This window comes from Mesorhizobium sp. M0514, assembly GCF_040321145.1.
Lineage (GTDB): Bacteria > Pseudomonadota > Alphaproteobacteria > Rhizobiales > Rhizobiaceae > Mesorhizobium.
This window is the reverse complement of the sequence record NZ_JAMYQZ010000078.1, coordinates 1-16,518: the sequence shown is the minus strand read 5'-3', so window position 1 is coordinate 16,518 and position 16,518 is coordinate 1. Positions and strand designations below refer to the sequence as shown.

13 protein-coding genes are annotated in these 16,518 nt (G+C 63.5%); 8 read left to right on the top strand and 5 right to left on the bottom strand.

Annotation, left to right across the window (positions count from 1 at the left end; all coding sequences use genetic code 11):
* Nucleotides 1-20 precede the first annotated feature (20 nt).
* A complete protein-coding gene (locus NKI61_RS25375; RefSeq protein ID WP_023823794.1) occupies nt 21-491 on the bottom strand; it encodes a VOC family protein in 471 nt (156 codons plus the stop codon).
* 270 nt (nt 492-761) lie between these two features.
* Here NKI61_RS25375 and ilvD point away from each other — a divergent pair, with 270 nt between their 5' ends.
* The gene (gene ilvD / locus NKI61_RS25370) at nt 762-2,606 is read left to right on the top strand and encodes a dihydroxy-acid dehydratase (protein ID WP_352511012.1); all 1,845 of its coding nucleotides are present in this window, start codon (nt 762-764) and stop codon (nt 2,604-2,606) included.
* A gap of 67 nt (nt 2,607-2,673) precedes the next feature.
* On the opposite strand, the gene NKI61_RS25365 is transcribed toward ilvD, so the two are convergent.
* A complete protein-coding gene (locus tag NKI61_RS25365; RefSeq protein ID WP_352841428.1) occupies nt 2,674-4,431 on the bottom strand; it encodes an ABC transporter ATP-binding protein in 1,758 nt (585 codons plus the stop codon).
* Nucleotides 4,432-4,606: 175 nt separating this feature from the next.
* On the opposite strand from NKI61_RS25365, the gene NKI61_RS25360 reads away from it, so the two are divergent.
* Both NKI61_RS25360 and NKI61_RS25355 read left to right on the top strand, forming a co-directional pair.
* Nucleotides 4,607-5,887: an amidohydrolase family protein gene (locus tag NKI61_RS25360; RefSeq protein ID WP_352758386.1), complete on the top strand. Its 1,281-nt coding sequence runs from the start codon at nt 4,607-4,609 to the stop codon at nt 5,885-5,887.
* Nucleotides 5,888-5,959: 72 nt separating this feature from the next.
* Nucleotides 5,960-6,883, top strand: coding sequence for a DMT family transporter (locus NKI61_RS25355; protein WP_352841426.1), 924 nt, complete (start codon nt 5,960-5,962; stop codon nt 6,881-6,883).
* A 1-nt stretch (nt 6,884) separates the two neighbouring features.
* Here NKI61_RS25355 and NKI61_RS25350 read toward each other — a convergent pair whose 3' ends face one another.
* Nucleotides 6,885-7,787, bottom strand: coding sequence for a phosphotransferase (locus tag NKI61_RS25350; RefSeq protein ID WP_352841424.1), 903 nt, complete (start codon nt 7,785-7,787; stop codon nt 6,885-6,887).
* 106 nt (nt 7,788-7,893) lie between these two features.
* On the opposite strand from NKI61_RS25350, the gene NKI61_RS25345 reads away from it, so the two are divergent.
* Nucleotides 7,894-8,526: a class I SAM-dependent DNA methyltransferase gene (locus NKI61_RS25345; RefSeq protein ID WP_352841422.1), complete on the top strand. Its 633-nt coding sequence runs from the start codon at nt 7,894-7,896 to the stop codon at nt 8,524-8,526.
* Between the two features lie 12 nt (nt 8,527-8,538).
* On the opposite strand, the gene NKI61_RS25340 is transcribed toward NKI61_RS25345, so the two are convergent.
* Nucleotides 8,539-10,992 (bottom strand): GcvT family protein, encoded by a 2,454-nt coding sequence (locus tag NKI61_RS25340; protein WP_352841420.1) that lies wholly within the window; start codon nt 10,990-10,992, stop codon nt 8,539-8,541.
* A complete protein-coding gene (locus NKI61_RS25335; RefSeq protein ID WP_023703531.1) occupies nt 10,989-11,873 on the bottom strand; it encodes a phosphotransferase family protein in 885 nt (294 codons plus the stop codon). Before NKI61_RS25335 ends, NKI61_RS25340 begins: the two co-directional genes overlap by 4 nt.
* Nucleotides 11,874-12,293: 420 nt before the next feature.
* On the opposite strand from NKI61_RS25335, the gene NKI61_RS25330 reads away from it, so the two are divergent.
* From NKI61_RS25330 to NKI61_RS25315, 4 genes are all read left to right on the top strand, one after another.
* On the top strand, nt 12,294-13,058 hold the full coding sequence (locus NKI61_RS25330) for a DeoR/GlpR family DNA-binding transcription regulator (protein ID WP_023685103.1): 765 nt from the start codon (nt 12,294-12,296) through the stop codon (nt 13,056-13,058).
* A 405-nt stretch (nt 13,059-13,463) separates the two neighbouring features.
* Nucleotides 13,464-14,075 (top strand): DedA family protein, encoded by a 612-nt coding sequence (locus NKI61_RS25325; protein WP_023685101.1) that lies wholly within the window; start codon nt 13,464-13,466, stop codon nt 14,073-14,075.
* A 79-nt stretch (nt 14,076-14,154) separates the two neighbouring features.
* Nucleotides 14,155-15,066, top strand: coding sequence for a LysR family transcriptional regulator (locus tag NKI61_RS25320; RefSeq protein ID WP_023673412.1), 912 nt, complete (start codon nt 14,155-14,157; stop codon nt 15,064-15,066).
* Between the two features lie 211 nt (nt 15,067-15,277).
* Complete coding sequence (locus NKI61_RS25315) at nt 15,278-16,432, top strand: ABC transporter substrate-binding protein (RefSeq protein WP_023692632.1); 1,155 nt, start codon at nt 15,278-15,280, stop codon at nt 16,430-16,432.
* Nucleotides 16,433-16,518 lie beyond the last annotated feature (86 nt).

Below are 16,518 nucleotides of genomic sequence, written 5' to 3'. Positions count from 1 at the left end.
GTCCGCTACGCGGCCGCTTCTCACCCCTTCGCAGCTTCCTCGATCTTGGCAATATCGATCTTGCTCATCTGCATCATCGCCGACATCACCCGCCCGGCCTTGGCCCGGTCCGGATCCAGAAGCAGGCGCGGCAGTTGCTCCGGCACGACTTGCCAGGAGACGCCGAACTTGTCCTTCAGCCAGCTGCATTGCGACGGTTCGCCGCCGCCTTCGATGAGCTTGTCCCAGAAATAATCGACCTCTTCCTGGGTCTTGCAGTCGATCGACTGTGACATCGCCTCATTGAACTTGAATTGCGGTCCGCCGTTGAGTGCCTGGAACTGCACGCCGTCGAGTTCGAACGTGGTCACCAGCGCCTTGCCGGCATCGGCATGGCCTTCGGGCCAACGCAGCACGCTCAGCACCTTCGAGTTCTTGAAGATGGAAACGTAGAAATTCATCGCCTCTTCGGCCTGGCCGTCGAACCACAGGCAGGTGGTGATCTTTTGCATGTCATGCTCCTCGGGTGTTTGGTTGCGGTTACAGGTGAAGCGGCTGACTTATGGAAATGGTGCCATTCCCTTGCCGTCGTCCCAAGGACGGATGCCGGGCTAGCGATCCGACACTGGCCGGCAATCTTTTTCGAAACCCTGATTTCAGCGAGACTCTGGCGCATTGCAAAAATGTGGCCAGACCATACTTGCCGGTCTATAAACCCTGCGATCCAAATCCAGCGCCGCCACGCTCCGCGTTGAGCGCAGCCAGCCAGCCAAGGAAAATTCATGCCTGCCTATCGCTCCCGCACTACCACCCACGGCCGCAACATGGCCGGCGCCCGCGGCCTGTGGCGCGCCACCGGCATGAAGGATTCGGATTTCGGCAAGCCGATCATCGCGGTGGTCAATTCCTTCACCCAGTTCGTGCCGGGTCATGTCCATCTGAAAGACCTTGGCCAGCTGGTGGCGCGCGAGATCGAGAAGGCCGGCGGTGTCGCCAAGGAATTCAACACCATCGCCGTCGATGACGGCATCGCCATGGGCCATGACGGCATGCTCTATTCGCTGCCGTCGCGCGAGCTGATCGCGGACTCGGTCGAATACATGGTCAACGCGCATTGCGCCGATGCCATGGTCTGCATCTCCAATTGCGACAAGATCACGCCCGGCATGCTGATGGCCTCGTTGCGCCTCAATATCCCGAGCGTCTTCGTCTCCGGCGGTCCGATGGAAGCCGGCAAGGTGGTGCTCGCCGGCAAGACACAGGCGCTCGACCTGGTCGACGCCATGGTTGCCGCCGCCGACGACAAGATCTCCGACGAGGACGTCAAGGTCATCGAACGCTCGGCCTGCCCGACCTGCGGCTCGTGCTCCGGCATGTTCACCGCCAATTCGATGAATTGCCTGACCGAGGCGCTCGGCCTGTCGCTACCCGGCAACGGCTCGACCCTGGCAACCCACGCCGACCGCAAGCGGCTGTTCGTCGAGGCCGGCCATCTCATCGTCGATCTCGCCCAGCGCTACTACGAGCAGGATGATGAGTCCGCACTGCCCCGCAGCATCGCCTCCAAGGGCGCCTTCGAGAACGCCATGACGCTCGACATCGCCATGGGAGGCTCGACCAACACCGTGCTGCATATCCTGGCCGCCGCGCACGAGGGCGAAGTCGACTTCACCATGGAAGACATCGACCGGCTGTCACGGCGGGTCCCGGTGCTATGCAAGGTCGCACCGGCCAAGTCCGACGTGCATATGGAAGACGTCCACCGCGCCGGCGGCATCATGGCCATCCTTGGCCAGCTCGACAATGCCGGGCTGCTCAATCGCGACCTGCCCACGGTGCATACGGCGAGCCTTGGCGAAGCGCTCGACCATTGGGACATTTCCCGCACGTTGAGCCAGAGCGTCCGCGATTTCTTCCTCGCCGCTCCGGGGGGCGTGCCGACGCAGGTCGCCTTCAGCCAGGACCGCCGCTGGGACGAGCTCGATCTCGACCGCGAGAAGGGCGTCATCCGCTCAGCCAAGACGCCGTTCTCGAAAGACGGCGGCCTCGCCGTGCTGAAAGGCAATCTGGCGCTCGACGGCTGCATCGTGAAGACCGCGGGCGTCGATGAATCGATCCTGAAGTTCACCGGCCCGGCCCGCGTGTTCGAAAGCCAGGACGCCTCCGTCAAGGCGATCCTGTCCAACGAGATCAAGGCCGGCGATGTTGTCGTCATCCGCTATGAAGGACCGCGCGGCGGTCCCGGCATGCAGGAAATGCTCTATCCCACGAGCTATCTGAAGTCGAAAGGCCTCGGCAAGGCCTGCGCGCTGGTCACCGACGGCCGCTTCTCAGGCGGCACATCAGGCCTGTCGATCGGCCATGCCTCGCCCGAAGCAGCGGAAGGCGGCACGATCGGACTGGTGCAGGAAGGCGATACGATCGAGATCGACATCCCCAACCGCACGATCCGGCTTGCTGTCAGCGACGCTGAACTCGACGCGCGCCGCGCGGCCATGGAGGCGAAGGGCGCCATGGCCTGGAAGCCCGAGGAAAAGCGCAAGCGCAAGGTGACGACCGCGCTGCGCGCTTACGCCGCCTTCGCCACCAGCGCCGACAAGGGCGCGGTGCGGCACGTGCCGGAGTGAGGGGTGCGGCGCCGACCCCCACCCCGCTGCTGCGCAGCGACCCTCCCCACAAGGGGGAGGGTAAAGCTCACGGCATCAGCTGATATTCGTAAAGCTTCTGATACAGCCCGCCCTGGTTGAGCAGCGTGCGATGCGCGCCGCTTTCCACCACCTTGCCGGCCTCCAGCACCACGATCGTGTCGGCCTGGTGCACGGTCGACAGGCGGTGGGCAATGACGATGGTGGTTCGCCCGACCGTCAGCTGCTGCAGCGCGTCGCGGAACAGCGCCTCGGATTCGGCGTCGAGTGCGCTGGTCGCCTCGTCGAGCAGCAGGATCTCCGCATTGCGCAGCATGGCGCGCGCGATCGAGATGCGCTGGCGCTGGCCGCCTGACAGCAGCGCGCCATTCTCGCCGACATCCGTGTCGTAGCCTTTCGCCTGGGCGCTGATGAAGTCATGTGCATTGGCGGCCCTTGCGGCGGCCATTACTTCCTCGTCCGTGGCGCCCTCGCGCCCGAGCCTGATGTTGTGCATGATCGTGCCGGCAAACAGGAACGTGTCCTGGCTGACATAGGCGATCTTTTCCCTGACCGAGGTGAGCGTGGCACAAGAAATGTCCTGCCCGTCGAACATCACCCTGCCGACCTGCGGGTCGTACATGCGCATGATCAGGTTGAGGATGGTCGACTTGCCACTGCCCGAGGGTCCGACCAGCGCCGTCATCTTGCCTGCGGCAAGCGTCAGGTCCAGTCCCTCGAACACCGGCGCGCTTTCGGGGTAGGCGAAGCTGACATTGTCGAAATGGATCTCGCCCGGCCCGGCCCGCAGCGGCTTTGCATACGGCTTTTCGGCCAGTGTCAGCGGCCGGTCGGCGAGCTGGAACATCATGCGCACGCCGACAATGCCGGTTTCAAGCGAGATGCGTACGCGGGCCAGGCGCTTGGCCGGTTCATAGGCCAACAGCAGCGCCGCGATGAAGGCCATGATGTTGCCCGGCATCTGACCGCCGCCGCCCAGAACCAGAAAGCCGCTGACAAAAACGGCGCCAGCGATGGCCAGCCCCGCAAGCGTTTCCATCACCGGGCTGGTGGCGGCCTCCAGCGTGGCGATGTTGTTGGCGCGGCTCTCCACGTCCGACACGGCCTTGTACATGCGCTTGCGCATGGCGCCTTCGAGACCGAAGGATTTGACGACGCGCACGCCGATCGCCGTTTCCTGCATCACCTGCACGATCTGGCCGAGCGAACGGAATTCTTGCGAGGCAATTTTTCGGACGCGCTTCAGGATACGATTGACGCCGTAAATGGCGATCGGCCCGATCACCAGACAGATCAGGGACAGCGCCGGCTGCTGCCAGACCATCACCCCCACCAGCGCAGCCAGCGTCACCAGATCGCGAACATAGGACGTGACGATTTGGTCGAGCACGCTGCGCGCGGCCTGGGCATTGTTCGTCATGCGCGAAATCAGTTCGGACGAAGAGGTCGAATGATAGAATTCGATGCCTTGCGCAAGAATGCTGTCATAGATCTTGCGCTGCCGGTCGGCGATGATGGCATTGCCGACCCTGCTCATGAAGTAGGCCTGGATGAAGTTTGCGAAGCCCTTGAGAATGAAGATCGCTCCGGTCGCGGCCGCGATCAGATTGACCTGCCCAATCCGCTTGTAAACCACGAATTCATTGGTGATTTCGCGCAGCATATAGGCGCTGGCTGCTGTCGTTGCCGCCACCACCAGCATCGACAGAATGGCCGCAGCGTAGCCAAATCTATGCGCGTGAAAGGATTCCCGCAAAAGCCTTGCGATAAGGCGCTGGTTTTCCGACGAACGGAAGAAGCGAAACAAATGGCCGATCCCATGCCTGACTGACGAATTTCGGATTCGCCACCGGGGCGAAAGGCGGCTTATAGAGCGAGTTGTGGCCGGATGGAACCTTTCGCTGTCGCGGAGACAATCGGCTGCGGCACGGTGTCTTTTGCGCCACGATTGCGGCGACTGATCTGCAGGGAGATGACGACAGATGGATTTCGACCTTGTTGTACGTGGCGGAACGCTGCCCGACGGCACCGTCGCCGACCTCGGCATCATCGGCGAGACGATCGTCGCCATCGAGCCCGAACTGCATGTCAGCGCCGGCACGTCGATCGACGCCCGTGGCAATCTGATCTCGCCGCCCTTCGTCGATCCGCATTTCCATATGGATGCGACGCTGTCCTACGGCATTCCACGCATCAACGCTTCGGGTACGCTGCTGGAGGGCATTTCGCTGTGGGGCGAGCTGAAGCCGCTCCTGACGCATGACGCGGTTCGCGAGCGGGCGCTCGCCTATTGCGACTGGGCGGTCTCGATGGGCCTGCTCGCCATCCGTACCCATGTCGATGTCTGCGATGACAGGTTGCTCGCGGTCGAGGCGCTGCTCGACGTCAAGAAGATTGTCGCGCCCTATATCGACCTGCAATTGGTCGCCTTCCCGCAGGACGGGTTTTATCGCTCGCCGACGGCGCGCCACAACACCATCCGCGCGCTCGACATGGGCGTCGACATCGTCGGCGGCATCCCGCATTTCGAACGCACCATGGCCGACGGCACGCGCTCGGTGACCGAATTGTGCGAAATCGCGGCTAAGCGCGGGCTGATGGTCGACCTGCATTGCGACGAGACCGACGATCCGCTGTCGCGCCACATCGAGCAGCTTGCCTATGAGACCCACCGCCTTGGCCTTCAGGGCAAGGTGGCCGGCTCGCACCTGACTTCCATGCACTCGATGGACAATTATTACGTCTCCAAGCTCTTGCCGCTGATTGCCGAGGCCGGTGTGTCGGCGATCCCCAATCCGTTGATCAACATCATGCTGCAGGGCCGCCACGACACGTTTCCCAAACGCCGCGGGATGACCCGGGTGAAGGAGATGCTGGCGCTCGGCATCCGCGTCGGTTGGGGCCAGGATTGCGTTCTCGACCCCTGGTATTCGCTGGGCACCGCCGACATGCTCGACGTCGCCTTCATGGGGCTTCACGTCGCTCAGATGTCGAGCCCTGCCGACATGGCACGCTGCTTCGACATGGTCACCAATGTCAACGCCGCCATCATGGGCCTCGATCATCTCGGCCTTGCCTCGGGCAAGCGCGCCAGCTTCGTCATCCTCGATGCCGGCAACCCGATCGAAGCCTTGAGGTTACGTGCCGAACGGCTGTGCGTCGTCGCCAGGGGCAAGGTGGTGGCCGAGCGCACGAAGCAAGAGACACGGCTGTCGATCGCCGGCCGTCCCGGACAGGTGAACCGGCGGCACAAAACTGCGTAGAAACAGCCGATTTCCGCCGCTGGTCTTACCGATTTGCCTCGTCAAAGCGGCCGCTTGCAGCTAGGGAGCCGCATGGCCCAGTCGCTCGTCCGCACCTTCACCATCAGGAACGCGCTCCTGGCCGGCATCCTGTTGATGCTGGCCGGCGACTTCATGTTCGCGCTGAACGACGCGATGGGCAAATGGCTGGTCGCCAGCTTCTCGGTCGGTCAGGTGGTGCTGATCCGATCGATCGGCGCCTTCATCGTGCTCGGCCCGATGATCGCCAACCAGAGCGCCGGCAGACTGTTCCGGATGGAGCGGCCGGTCCTCCAGATTCTGCGCGTGCTGGCGACCACGGTTGACACAGCGCTGTTCTATGCCGCCGTCGTCTATCTGCCGCTGGCCGATGTGATGAGCTTCTACATGGCCGGGCCGATCTATGTGGCGGCGCTGTCGCATTTCCTGCTCGGCGAAAAGGTCGGCTGGCGCCGCTGGGCCGCCATCCTGGTGGGCTTCTGCGGCGTGCTGATCATCTTGAAACCCTCTTCGGCGGCGTTCTCGCAGTCCTCGCTGTTCGCACTGGTCGGCAGCATCGCGTTCGCCTTTGCCATCATCCTCAGCCGCCGCCTGCGCGGCACCAGCGACACAACGCTGGTCACCTGGCAGACTATCGGCACGCTGCTGGTCGGCGGCGTGATGACCATAGGCGCCTGGCAGACGCCCTCGGCACTCGATTTCGGCGCCATGCTCCTGCTCGGCATCGTCTCCTGCAGCGCGCATCTGATGATTACCAGGGCGCTGAAACTGGCCCCTGCCTCGACGCTGGCGCCGCTGCACTACAGCCTGCTTCTATGGGCGGTGATCTTCGGCCTGGCCTTCTTCGGCGACGTGCCGGGACCGCGCATCCTGATCGGCTCGGCCATCGTCGTGCTCGCCGGCCTGTTCATCTTCCACCGCCAGAAGGTGGTCGAAACAGTCGTGCCGCCGGAGAACGTGCCGAAAGGCGTGAATTGACCTAACCTTGGCGCACCGCCGCTAGATGCCGTGAAAACTCAGGCGTTTCCATCAGCGCCTTGCAACGGGCGAAGCGGCCGTCGGCATAGGCGCGGAAATCCGCGACCGGGTTGTTGTTGGCAAGCTGGATAAGGCCCCAGAGCGTCCACAACAGGTCGCACATCGCCTTGTAGGTGACGACGCGGCCGCGCTCGGCCGGTTTTGCCTCGCCGCCGAAATAGGCGCGCATCATCTCTTCCTCCTGCGCGGTGTCGAACCGGCCTTCGACCGAGAGGTCGCCGAGGTCCCAGAGCGGGTCGTTCATCCCCGAATATTCCCAGTCGACGATCCACATCCGCTCGCCCGTATCGAGAAAATTCTCGCACAGTGGATCGCAATGGCAGGCGGCAATCGGCAGTCTATGCGCGGCAAGGGACGCACGCACGGTGTCGGATTCGCGCACCACGTCGTGGTAGCCCGGCGGCAAGGCGACTTCCTTGGTCGACAAGACCTTGAGATAGTCGTCGATCATCGCAAACAGCTCGAAGCGGAACGGGAACACCGCGCCTGACGAGTGCAGCTTGCGGAAGGCTTCGCCGGCGCGGGCCGGGCTACCGGCGCGCAGCTTGAACTTCTCCGGCGACATTGTCTCGGCGCCGGCAACGAAGCGGCTCGCCATCACGCCTGTCGCGGGGTCGACATGCAGCACCTCGGGACTGACGCCGGCCTTGGCCGCCTCACGCGCCGCCACCGCTTCATTGGCGCGGTTGATATACTCCTCCGTGCCTTTGCCGGGCATGCGCAGGCAGATATCGCCGGCCCGAAAGACGAGATTGGTCATCCCGCCCAGCCGCTCAAGCGGTCCGTCATAGCCCGCCAATGCCGGAATTGCCGCAAGTGTTGCGCGTGCCTCGTCCGTCCCCATGCCTGTTGCCCCTGGCGTGTTATTTCTTGCGACAACGGTTCCACAGTTTTCGCCGTTTGGCTATCATCCGATCGAGGGTGAGCAGCGAGCTGGCGGAGAAACAGCCATGGCGGGCAACAAGGATCATGGCGGGCTTGGCGCCGCCTATGCGGCGCAACGGCCCGAGGACGTCGCCGCGATCTATGACAAATGGTCGGAAACCTACGATGCCGATATGTCGGCCGCCGGCTACCGCCATCCGACGATCTGCCTGGCCCTGCTGGCCCGCCATCTGCCGCGCGGCGCCGCACCGCTTCTCGACGCCGGCGCCGGCACCGGGCTGATCGGCGAGTGGCTGGCCATCACCGGCTATCCCCAGGTCGAAGCGCTCGATATTTCGCAAGGCATGCTGGCCAAGGCAGCGGCAAAGGGCGTCTATTCGGCGCTGCATTGCCTGGCGCTCGGCGGCCCGCTGCCCTTTGCCGACAATGCCTATGCCGGCATCGTCTCGGCCGGCGTTTTCACCTCCGGCCATGTCGGCGCCGGGGGGCTGGATGAACTGATCCGCATCTGCCGGCCGGACGGCATCATCGTGCTGACGGTCAAGAACACGCTGTGGAACGCCGGCTTCGCCGATCGCATCGCTGCGCTCGAGGCTGAGGGCAGGGTCGTTCGTGCCGAGGAGACTGCGCCTTATGTTTCGATGCCGGGCGAGGCTGACACCGTGCCCAGCCGCGGCCTTGTGCTGCGCGTGAGCTGAGTCTGGCGCAGCCTATGCCTTGATCCTGCTCATCGAAGGATCGTACATCGGTTCGAGATGGATCTTCGCCGGCGTCCGTTCCATCGCCACCACCAGCTCATAGTCGCCTGAGCTGAGAAAATCGTCGCTGACGCCATCGGCGTTGCGGACATAGCCATAGCCGATGTTCTTAGCCAGCGTGTAGCCATATCCGCCGCTGGTGAGATAGCCGACCGGTTCGCCATTGCGCAAAATCGTCTCGCGCCCGACCAGCACGATATCGGGATCGTCGACCGTGAAGCCGGCAAAGCGTTTCTTCAGGTCGGCGCCGCTGATCTTTTCGAGCGCCCGCCGGCCGACGAAATCGGTGTTCTTCCTCAGCTTCACCGCCCAGCCGAGGCCGGCCTCCTGAGGCGTGTCGTTGGGGGTGATGTCGGAGCCCCAGGCGCGGTAGCCTTTCTCCAGCCGAAGTGATTCCAGCGCCCGGTAGCCGATCGGCCGGATGCCGTGAGGCTTGCCGGCGGCCATCGATGCGTCGAAGACTTCGCCGGTGGCGGCGATTGGCACATGCAATTCCCAGCCGAGCTCGCCGACATAGGTGACGCGCAGCGCCCGCACCGTGTGACCGGCAATGGCGATCTCGCTGACATGGCCGAATGGGAAGGCGGCATTCGAGACATCCGCGTCGGTGACGGCCGAAAGCACATCGCGGGCGCGCGGCCCCATCAGCGACAGCGTGCCGAAATCCTCGGTGACATCTTTCAACGTCACGTCGAGGCCCTTGCCGACATGGTCGCCGATCCAGGAGAGATCATGCGTGCGGAAGCCGGTGCCGGTCACGATGTAGAATTTGTCTTCGGCGAGCCTGGCCACCGTCAAATCGGCCTCGATGCCGCCGCGCGTGTTGAGCAGCTGCGTGTAGGTCAGCCGTCCCACCGGCTTGGCGACATCGTTGGCGCAGATCCAGTCCAGCGCCTTAGCCGCATCCGAACCCGTCATTTCGTATTTGGCGAAGGACGACTGGTCGAAGATGCCGACTTTCTCGCGCACATGGCGATGCTCCTCGCCGACCGGGCCAAACCAGTTCTGCCGGCCCATGGAATAAATGTCTTCGGATGTGGCGCCCTGCGGCGCGAACCAGTTCGGCCGTTCCCAGCCGAGCTTGGAGCCGAACACCGCGCGGTGCGCTTTCAGCCGCTCGTAGAGCGGCGAGACGATGCGCGGCCGGCCCGAGACGTACTCCTCATGCGGAAAGCCGATCGTGTAATGCTTGCCATAGGCTTCCAGCGTGCGATCGCTGACCCATTGCCGGTCGCGGTGCAAATTGGAAAAGCGCCTGATGTCGACCACCCAAAGGTCGAGCGGCGCTTCACCATCGACAACCCATTGCGCCAGCACCCAGCCGGCGCCGCCGCCGGAAGCGATGCCGAAGGCGTTGAAGCCGGCGCCGACGAACATGTTGGCGCATTCGGGCGCGACACCGAGGATGAAATTGCCGTCCGGCGTAAAACTCTCCGGCCCGTTGATCATCTGCTTGACGCCGACCGTCTCCAGCGCCGGCACGCGCGCGATCGCCTGGCTCATATGCTGCTCGAAATGATCGTAGTCGTCGTCGAACAGGCGGAACTCCCAGTCATCGGGGACATCGCCGCCGGGCAGGCCGGTCGCCCAGGCCTGCGGGTTCGGCTCATAGCCGCCCATCACCAGCCCGCCGACCTCTTCCTTGAAATAGGTTCGGCGGTCGGGATCGCGGATTGTCGGCGCGTCGGTCGCCAGCCCGTCGATCTTCTCGGTGATGATGTACTGGTGCTTGACCGGTTGCAGCGGCACGCAAATGCCGGCCATCGCGCCGACCTGGCGTGCCCATTGCCCGGCGCAGTTCACCACCTTGTCGCAAGCAATGTCGCCCTTGTTGGTCTTCACCGCGGTGATGTGCCCGTCCGTCATGTCAAAGCCGGTAACGCGGACGTCCTCGAACAGCTTGGCGCCATGCATGCGCGCGCCCTTGGCCAGCGACTGCGTGATGTCGGAGGGGCTGGCCTGCCCATCGGTCGGCAGCCAGGAGGCGCCGACGAGGTCGCCGGTCTCCAGCAGCGGCCACATCTTTTTGACCTCCCCCGGCGACAGCAACTGCATGTCCATGCCGAAGCTCCTGGCCGTCGTCGCCAGCCGTTTATATTCGGTCCAGCGGTCGGCATTGGTCGCAAGCCTGAGGCACCCGGTCATCTTCCAGCCGGTAGCGAGCCCGGTTTCGGCTTCCAGTCCCTTGTAGAGCTCGACCGAATATTTGAGCACGCGGGTGATCGAGGCCGACGAGCGCAACTGGCCGACCAGCCCGGCCGCATGCCAGGTCGAACCCGAGGTCAGCTTGCCCTGTTCCAGCAGCACGACATCGGCCTTGTGGTCGCGCGCCAGGTGATAGGCCGTCGAACAGCCGATAATGCCGCCGCCGATGACGACGATGCCGGCATGTGTAGGCAATGTCATGACTGTGTCCCGTACTTCGTGCGGTAGTTGTCCAGCGCCGCGTCGAGCCGCGTCAGGTTCTCCGCGGTGTAGGCGACGTAGTCGATGCCGGGCGCGTCGAGGTAAAGTTCGGAAACCATGCTCCACATCGCCTCGCGCAGCAGCGAGGCGCATTGCATGGCCGCGTGCGAGCGGCGGATCGCCTCATCCGGCTCGCGCATGAAATACGCCGTGAGGAAAGTGAAGGACTCCGCGTCGCTCATCTCGGCGTTGGAGGCAACGCCGGCAAGATCGAACATCGCGGTGTTGAAACCGGCATATTCGAAATCGATGAGCCACAACCTGTCGCCATCGTCGAGGATATTTGCCGGCAGAAGATCATTGTGGCCGAATACGATCGGCAGCAGCTTCTGCGCCCGCTCCAACTCGTCGGCCAGAGCCAGCAGCCTGGGCAGCTCGTCGCGCTTGCGGCTGCCGCCTTCGCTCAGCGTTCGCGCATAGTCGCGGATGACATGGAAGACCCAGAACATGAAGCCGGCGCCGGAGATGTGATTGGGCATCTCGCGATGGAACCCGCGCATAAGGGCCGCGACGCGGCCGATATTGGCGCGCACGTCCTCGGCAACATAGGTTTTCGCGCCGAGAAATTCCGTGACCATGATGCCGGGTTCGGAATGGCGGACCGCCGGCGCGAAGCCTGCGGCGTGCGCCGCGCGGGCCGTCATCACCTCGCGGTCGCGAAAGACGTGGTGAAATGGATAGTCCTGGCCGAAGCGCACGACATGCCGCCCGGCCGCGTCCTTGACCAGATAGTTGGCGTTGCTGAGGCCGCCCGGCAGCGGCGCAATGTCGATGCTGCCATTCCAGCAAGGCAAGGCCCGGATGCGGTCTTCAGCAGTCACGGGGCCATCCCTGACTTTTGCGGAGCTTTCCTGGGCGCCATGCGCCGCGCAACGAGCGTTGGGAAACGCAAAAAATCTCGTCGGTGCGGGACGCAGGAACTCCTATCCCGCGCCGCACCGACGAGCCCCTCTGGCCAGGTTTTGATACCCGGTCTCCGCCCCCGCGGATTTGAGAAACTTTTGTGCCAGTTCAAACCCAGACGGTCTGGCCAAACGGTCCGGTCCGTGAATTGCGGCTCTGCCATCACCCTCCCGTGGCAGTTCCGAAGCTGTCACGCCGTCAATGTCACGCCAGTGCTGCCTAGCTGTCAATGAAATGTTGTGACTTTTTTTGGGTGTTTTGCCCGAAACCACGAGCAATTCCTTTAAAAACGGCGGCATTGCCCTAAAACCGGGCAGGCCGCAAATTGAGGAAGCCAGATGATCCATTCGAAACGGCATGGCGAAATCCTCCGCCTCCTCAAGGAAGAGGGCACCGTCACCATTGCCAGCCTCGCCGACCGGCTGGGGGTTTCGCTTGAAACGGTGCGCCGGGATGTCAAGCCACTGACCGGCAATGGCTCGGTGCTCAAGATGCATGGCGCCATCGGCCTGCCGTCGATGGCCGGCGAAGCGCCCTTCGAGCGGCGCATGCGCGACAATGCGGAGGCCAAGCGGCTGATCGCCCGCATGGTCGCTGCCACCATTCGCGACGGTGAATCGGTCATGCTGGACACCGGCACCACGACCTCGTTCCTGGCCCGCGAACTGCTCGGCCACCGGCGGCTGACCGTGGTCACCAATTCATCCGACATCGCCCGCACGCTGGCCACCGTCAACGGCAACAAGGTCTATATGGCCGGCGGCGAATTGCGCAGCGATTCCGGAGCCGCCTTCGGCGCCTCGGCGATCGATTTCGTCAGCCGCTTCTCGGTCAGCCATGCGGTGATTTCGATCGGCGCCGTCGATGCCGCCGCAGGCCTTGCCGACTACGATCTGGAAGAGGCGGAGTTCGCCCGCATGGTGCTGTCGCGCGGCCAGCGCTCGCTGGTCATCACCGACCACACCAAGTTCGGTCGCCAGGGTCTAGTCCAGGTCTGCGGCTTCGACGGTTTTTCCGAACTCGCCACCGACCAGCCGCCGCCGCGCGACATTGCCTCGGCACTTGCCGAGGCTGGAGCGCGCCTCAGCATCGCTGCGGCCTAGCCAAACACCAGCGACTGGCGCGCCGCGATCCCGGCCCATGCCGCTACCCGATACCACGAAGGCGATGTTGTGCATCATGCGTCCGCGTCGCCGGCCGCATAAGATGTCGTTCTGGTGAAAAATTGTTTTTCAATCATCCGGCTCTTCGCAATGTCCATGCAACTTGGCAGCCGCAAACAGCGCCTCGTCGAAATGCGGGCCGGGCGAATTGCCCGCATCAGCAATGAGGTCACCATGCTGCAAACGATGCCTTGTCTTTCCTCATGGCCTGGACGCTTGCGCGCTCCGACCTGGAAGCGGACCCGGCTTGGCCGGACATTCCGCAACTTTCCGCCGGCGACGGTGTATGACGGTGTATAAGGTGTCCAGGATCAAGAACCTCAAAACCTATGACCGGCGCTTCGCATGACTGATCCACTGTCGGCGATCCTGGGCTTCGGCCTGCTCGGCGTCGCCTGCCTCGCCTTCACAGAAAAGATCCTGCCGCTGCCGCCCTCGCATGTGCTGCTGCTGTTCCTCGGCATGACGGCAGCCTCCGATCTCCTGGCGCTGGCGATTCTGCTCCTGGTGACGACGCTGTCCGCCATCACAGGCTGCCTTGTCTGGTATAGTGTGGGCCGTAGGATTGGATTGGATCGTGCCGACAGGCTGGTCGAGCGTTTCGGCAAATATGTCTGCTTGCGCTATGCGACCTACAGCAAGCTTGGTCAGGCCTATCGCCGCCATCATGTCCGGGTCTCCTTGCTGGCGCAGTTCATCCCGACGGTTCGCAACTATCTGCCGATCGCGGCCGGCGCGCTCCGTCTGCCACTCTTGCCCTTCGCGGCGGCGACGCTGCTCGGCGCCACGCTATGGAACACCGGCTTCCTCGTCACCGGCTACCTTATGCGCGGCAGCGGCCGGGATTCCTATGCCATCGGCTTTCGCATCATCGTCATCGTTTTGGCGCTGGAGACGGCTTTTATGCTCGCGCTTCGCTACGGTCCTGCCTGCCGGCGGCGCCTCGGCTTCGGCTGACAGGAGGCGCCTCAAGCCCTACGGGTAAAAGGCCCGCCTTCGGCTTTCCTTCCCCGTCGCGCCGGTGTTTAGTCCGGCCATGGCTTTCACCATCCGTCAGCTGCAGTTCTTCATTGCCGTCGCCGAGCAAGGCACGGTGTCGGGCGCCGCACAAAACCTCTCCATCTCGCAATCCTCGGTCACCGAGGCGATCAAGGAGCTGGAGAGCGATCTCGGCGTCGAATTGTTCGAGCGCCACCCACGTGGCCTCAACATTACTCACAAAGGCCACCAGTTCCTGCGCCATGCGACCAAGATCCTGGCCGACGTCTCCGATGCGCGCCGCGCTTTCTCCGACGACCAGGTGGTGGCCGGCGGGCGCCTGCAGCTCGGCGTCACCTCGCTGGTCGCGGGCTATGTGCTGTCCGATCTGCTGGCGCGCTACCGCCGCGCCTATCCCGGCGTCGATGTCTCGGCCATCGAGGACAATGGCGACTATCTCGAACATCTGCTGATCGGCGGCAAGCTCGACATTGCCGTCATGGTCACCTCCAATTTGCGCGACCGCACCGCGCTGCAGTCGGAAATCCTCGAGGTCTCGGCCTACCGGCTGTGGGTCCCGCTCGGCCACAAGCTGGCCAGCGCCGACATTATCGGCATAGGCGACATTGCCGGCGAGCCGCTGATCATGCTGACCGTCGACGAGATCGAGGAGAACACCGGCAAGCTTCTGGCGGCGATCGGCGCCAGGCCGCATGTCGCCTTTCGCACCCGCTCGGTCGAAGCCGTTCGCAGCCTCGTCGCCACAGGTGCGGGCGTGGCGTTGCTGCCCGACCTAGTCTACCGACCGTGGTCGCTGGAAGGCGACCGCATCGAATCGCGCGACATTTCGGGTTCCCTGCCGGTCGTCCAGGTCGGCATGGTCTGGCGCCGCGGCTCCGGTCTGCCGCAGGCGTCGCGCGACTTCATCGGCCTTGCCCAGTCGCAGCGTATGGTACGCCAGCAGCGTTGATAGGGTGCGTGGTTATCTATCGGAAAAACCGATATCGCGTTTCTGATAAATGAATTTGCGAAACCGGAATTTTCCGAGCACTTTTCATGTCAGGGACGAAAGCCGCCATCAGAGCGGCAACGTGCCATCGGATGAACTGACGCTTTTCAGCCTGCGGCTGACCGCGGCGGCGACTCGCTTCGCAGTCAGGCGCCAAAATGGGAGATTGACGATGAATTCATTCCTGAAGACGTGCACCGCCTTGACGGTCGCGCTGACCTTTTCCGGTCAGGCCGTCGCCCAGGTCAAGGAACTTGGCAAGGGCGAAGGGGAGGTCAGCATAGTTGCCTGGCCGGGGTACATCGAGCGCGGCGAAACCGACAAGGGCTATGACTGGGTGACCTCCTTCGAGAAGGAGAGCGGCTGCAAGGTCAACGTCAAGACCGCGAACACCTCCGACGAGATGGTCTCGCTAATGAATGAGGGTGGGTTCGATCTAGTCACCGCTTCGGGTGACGCATCGCTGCGCCTCGTTGCCGGCAAGCGCGTGCAGCCGATCAACACCGATCTCATCCCGAGCTGGAAGGCGGTAGACGACCGTCTGAAGGATGCGCCCTGGTTCACCGTCGACAAGGTGCATTACGGCGTTCCCTATCAGTGGGGCCCGAACATCCTGATGTACAACACCGATGTCTTCAAGGAAGCGCCCAAGAGCTGGAACGTCGTCTTCGAGGAAATGAACCTGCCGGACGGCAAGTCCAACAAGGGCCGCGTCCAGGCCTATGACGGCCCGATCCACATCGCCGACGCCGCCAACTATTTGATGTTCCACAAGCCGGAACTCGGCATCAAGGACCCGTACGAATTGAACGAAGACCAGTACAAGGCAGCGCTCGAGCTGCTGCGTGTTCAGCGGACGCTGGTCGGCCGCTACTGGCATGACGCCGCCATCCAGGTCGACGACTTCCAGAACGAAGGCGTCGTCGCCTCCGGCTCATGGCCCTACCAGGTCAACACGCTGGTCGCCGCCAAGAAGCCGGTCGCCTCGACCGTGCCGGAAGAAGGCGTCACCGGCTGGGCCGACACCACCATGATGGAGGCCGACGCCGCGCACCCGAACTGCGCCTATATGTGGCTTGAGCATTCGCTGTCGCCCAAGGTCCAGGGCGACGTCTCGGCCTGGTTCGGCTCGCTCCCGGTCGTGCCCGCTGCTTGCAAGGGCAACGAGCTGCTCGGCGAGGAAGGCTGCAAGACCAACGGCTACGAGAACTTCGACAAGATCAAGTTCTGGAAGACGCCGGTCTCGAAGTGCGCCACCCAGAACGACCAGTGCGTGCCTTACTACCGCTGGGTGTCCGACTATATCGGCGTCATCGGCGGGCGGTGAGCTCCCTTAACCCTCCCCCCTTGTGGGGAGGGTCGAGCGCAGCGTCGGGGTGGGGGCAGCGCTGACGTCCGGTGCTAGTCCCCCCC

Coding starts and splice junctions, on each gene's coding strand:
- NKI61_RS25375 (WP_023823794.1), bottom strand. CDS start 491: ATGCAAAAGATCACCACCTGCCTGTGGTTCGACGGCCAGGCCGAAGAG.
- ilvD (WP_352511012.1), top strand. CDS start 762: ATGCCTGCCTATCGCTCCCGCACTACCACCCACGGCCGCAACATGGCC.
- NKI61_RS25360 (WP_352758386.1), top strand. CDS start 4,607: ATGGATTTCGACCTTGTTGTACGTGGCGGAACGCTGCCCGACGGCACC.
- NKI61_RS25355 (WP_352841426.1), top strand. CDS start 5,960: ATGGCCCAGTCGCTCGTCCGCACCTTCACCATCAGGAACGCGCTCCTG.
- NKI61_RS25350 (WP_352841424.1), bottom strand. CDS start 7,787: ATGGGGACGGACGAGGCACGCGCAACACTTGCGGCAATTCCGGCATTG.
- NKI61_RS25345 (WP_352841422.1), top strand. CDS start 7,894: ATGGCGGGCAACAAGGATCATGGCGGGCTTGGCGCCGCCTATGCGGCG.
- NKI61_RS25340 (WP_352841420.1), bottom strand. CDS start 10,992: ATGACATTGCCTACACATGCCGGCATCGTCGTCATCGGCGGCGGCATT.
- NKI61_RS25330 (WP_023685103.1), top strand. CDS start 12,294: ATGATCCATTCGAAACGGCATGGCGAAATCCTCCGCCTCCTCAAGGAA.
- NKI61_RS25325 (WP_023685101.1), top strand. CDS start 13,464: ATGACTGATCCACTGTCGGCGATCCTGGGCTTCGGCCTGCTCGGCGTC.
- NKI61_RS25320 (WP_023673412.1), top strand. CDS start 14,155: ATGGCTTTCACCATCCGTCAGCTGCAGTTCTTCATTGCCGTCGCCGAG.
- NKI61_RS25315 (WP_023692632.1), top strand. CDS start 15,278: ATGAATTCATTCCTGAAGACGTGCACCGCCTTGACGGTCGCGCTGACC.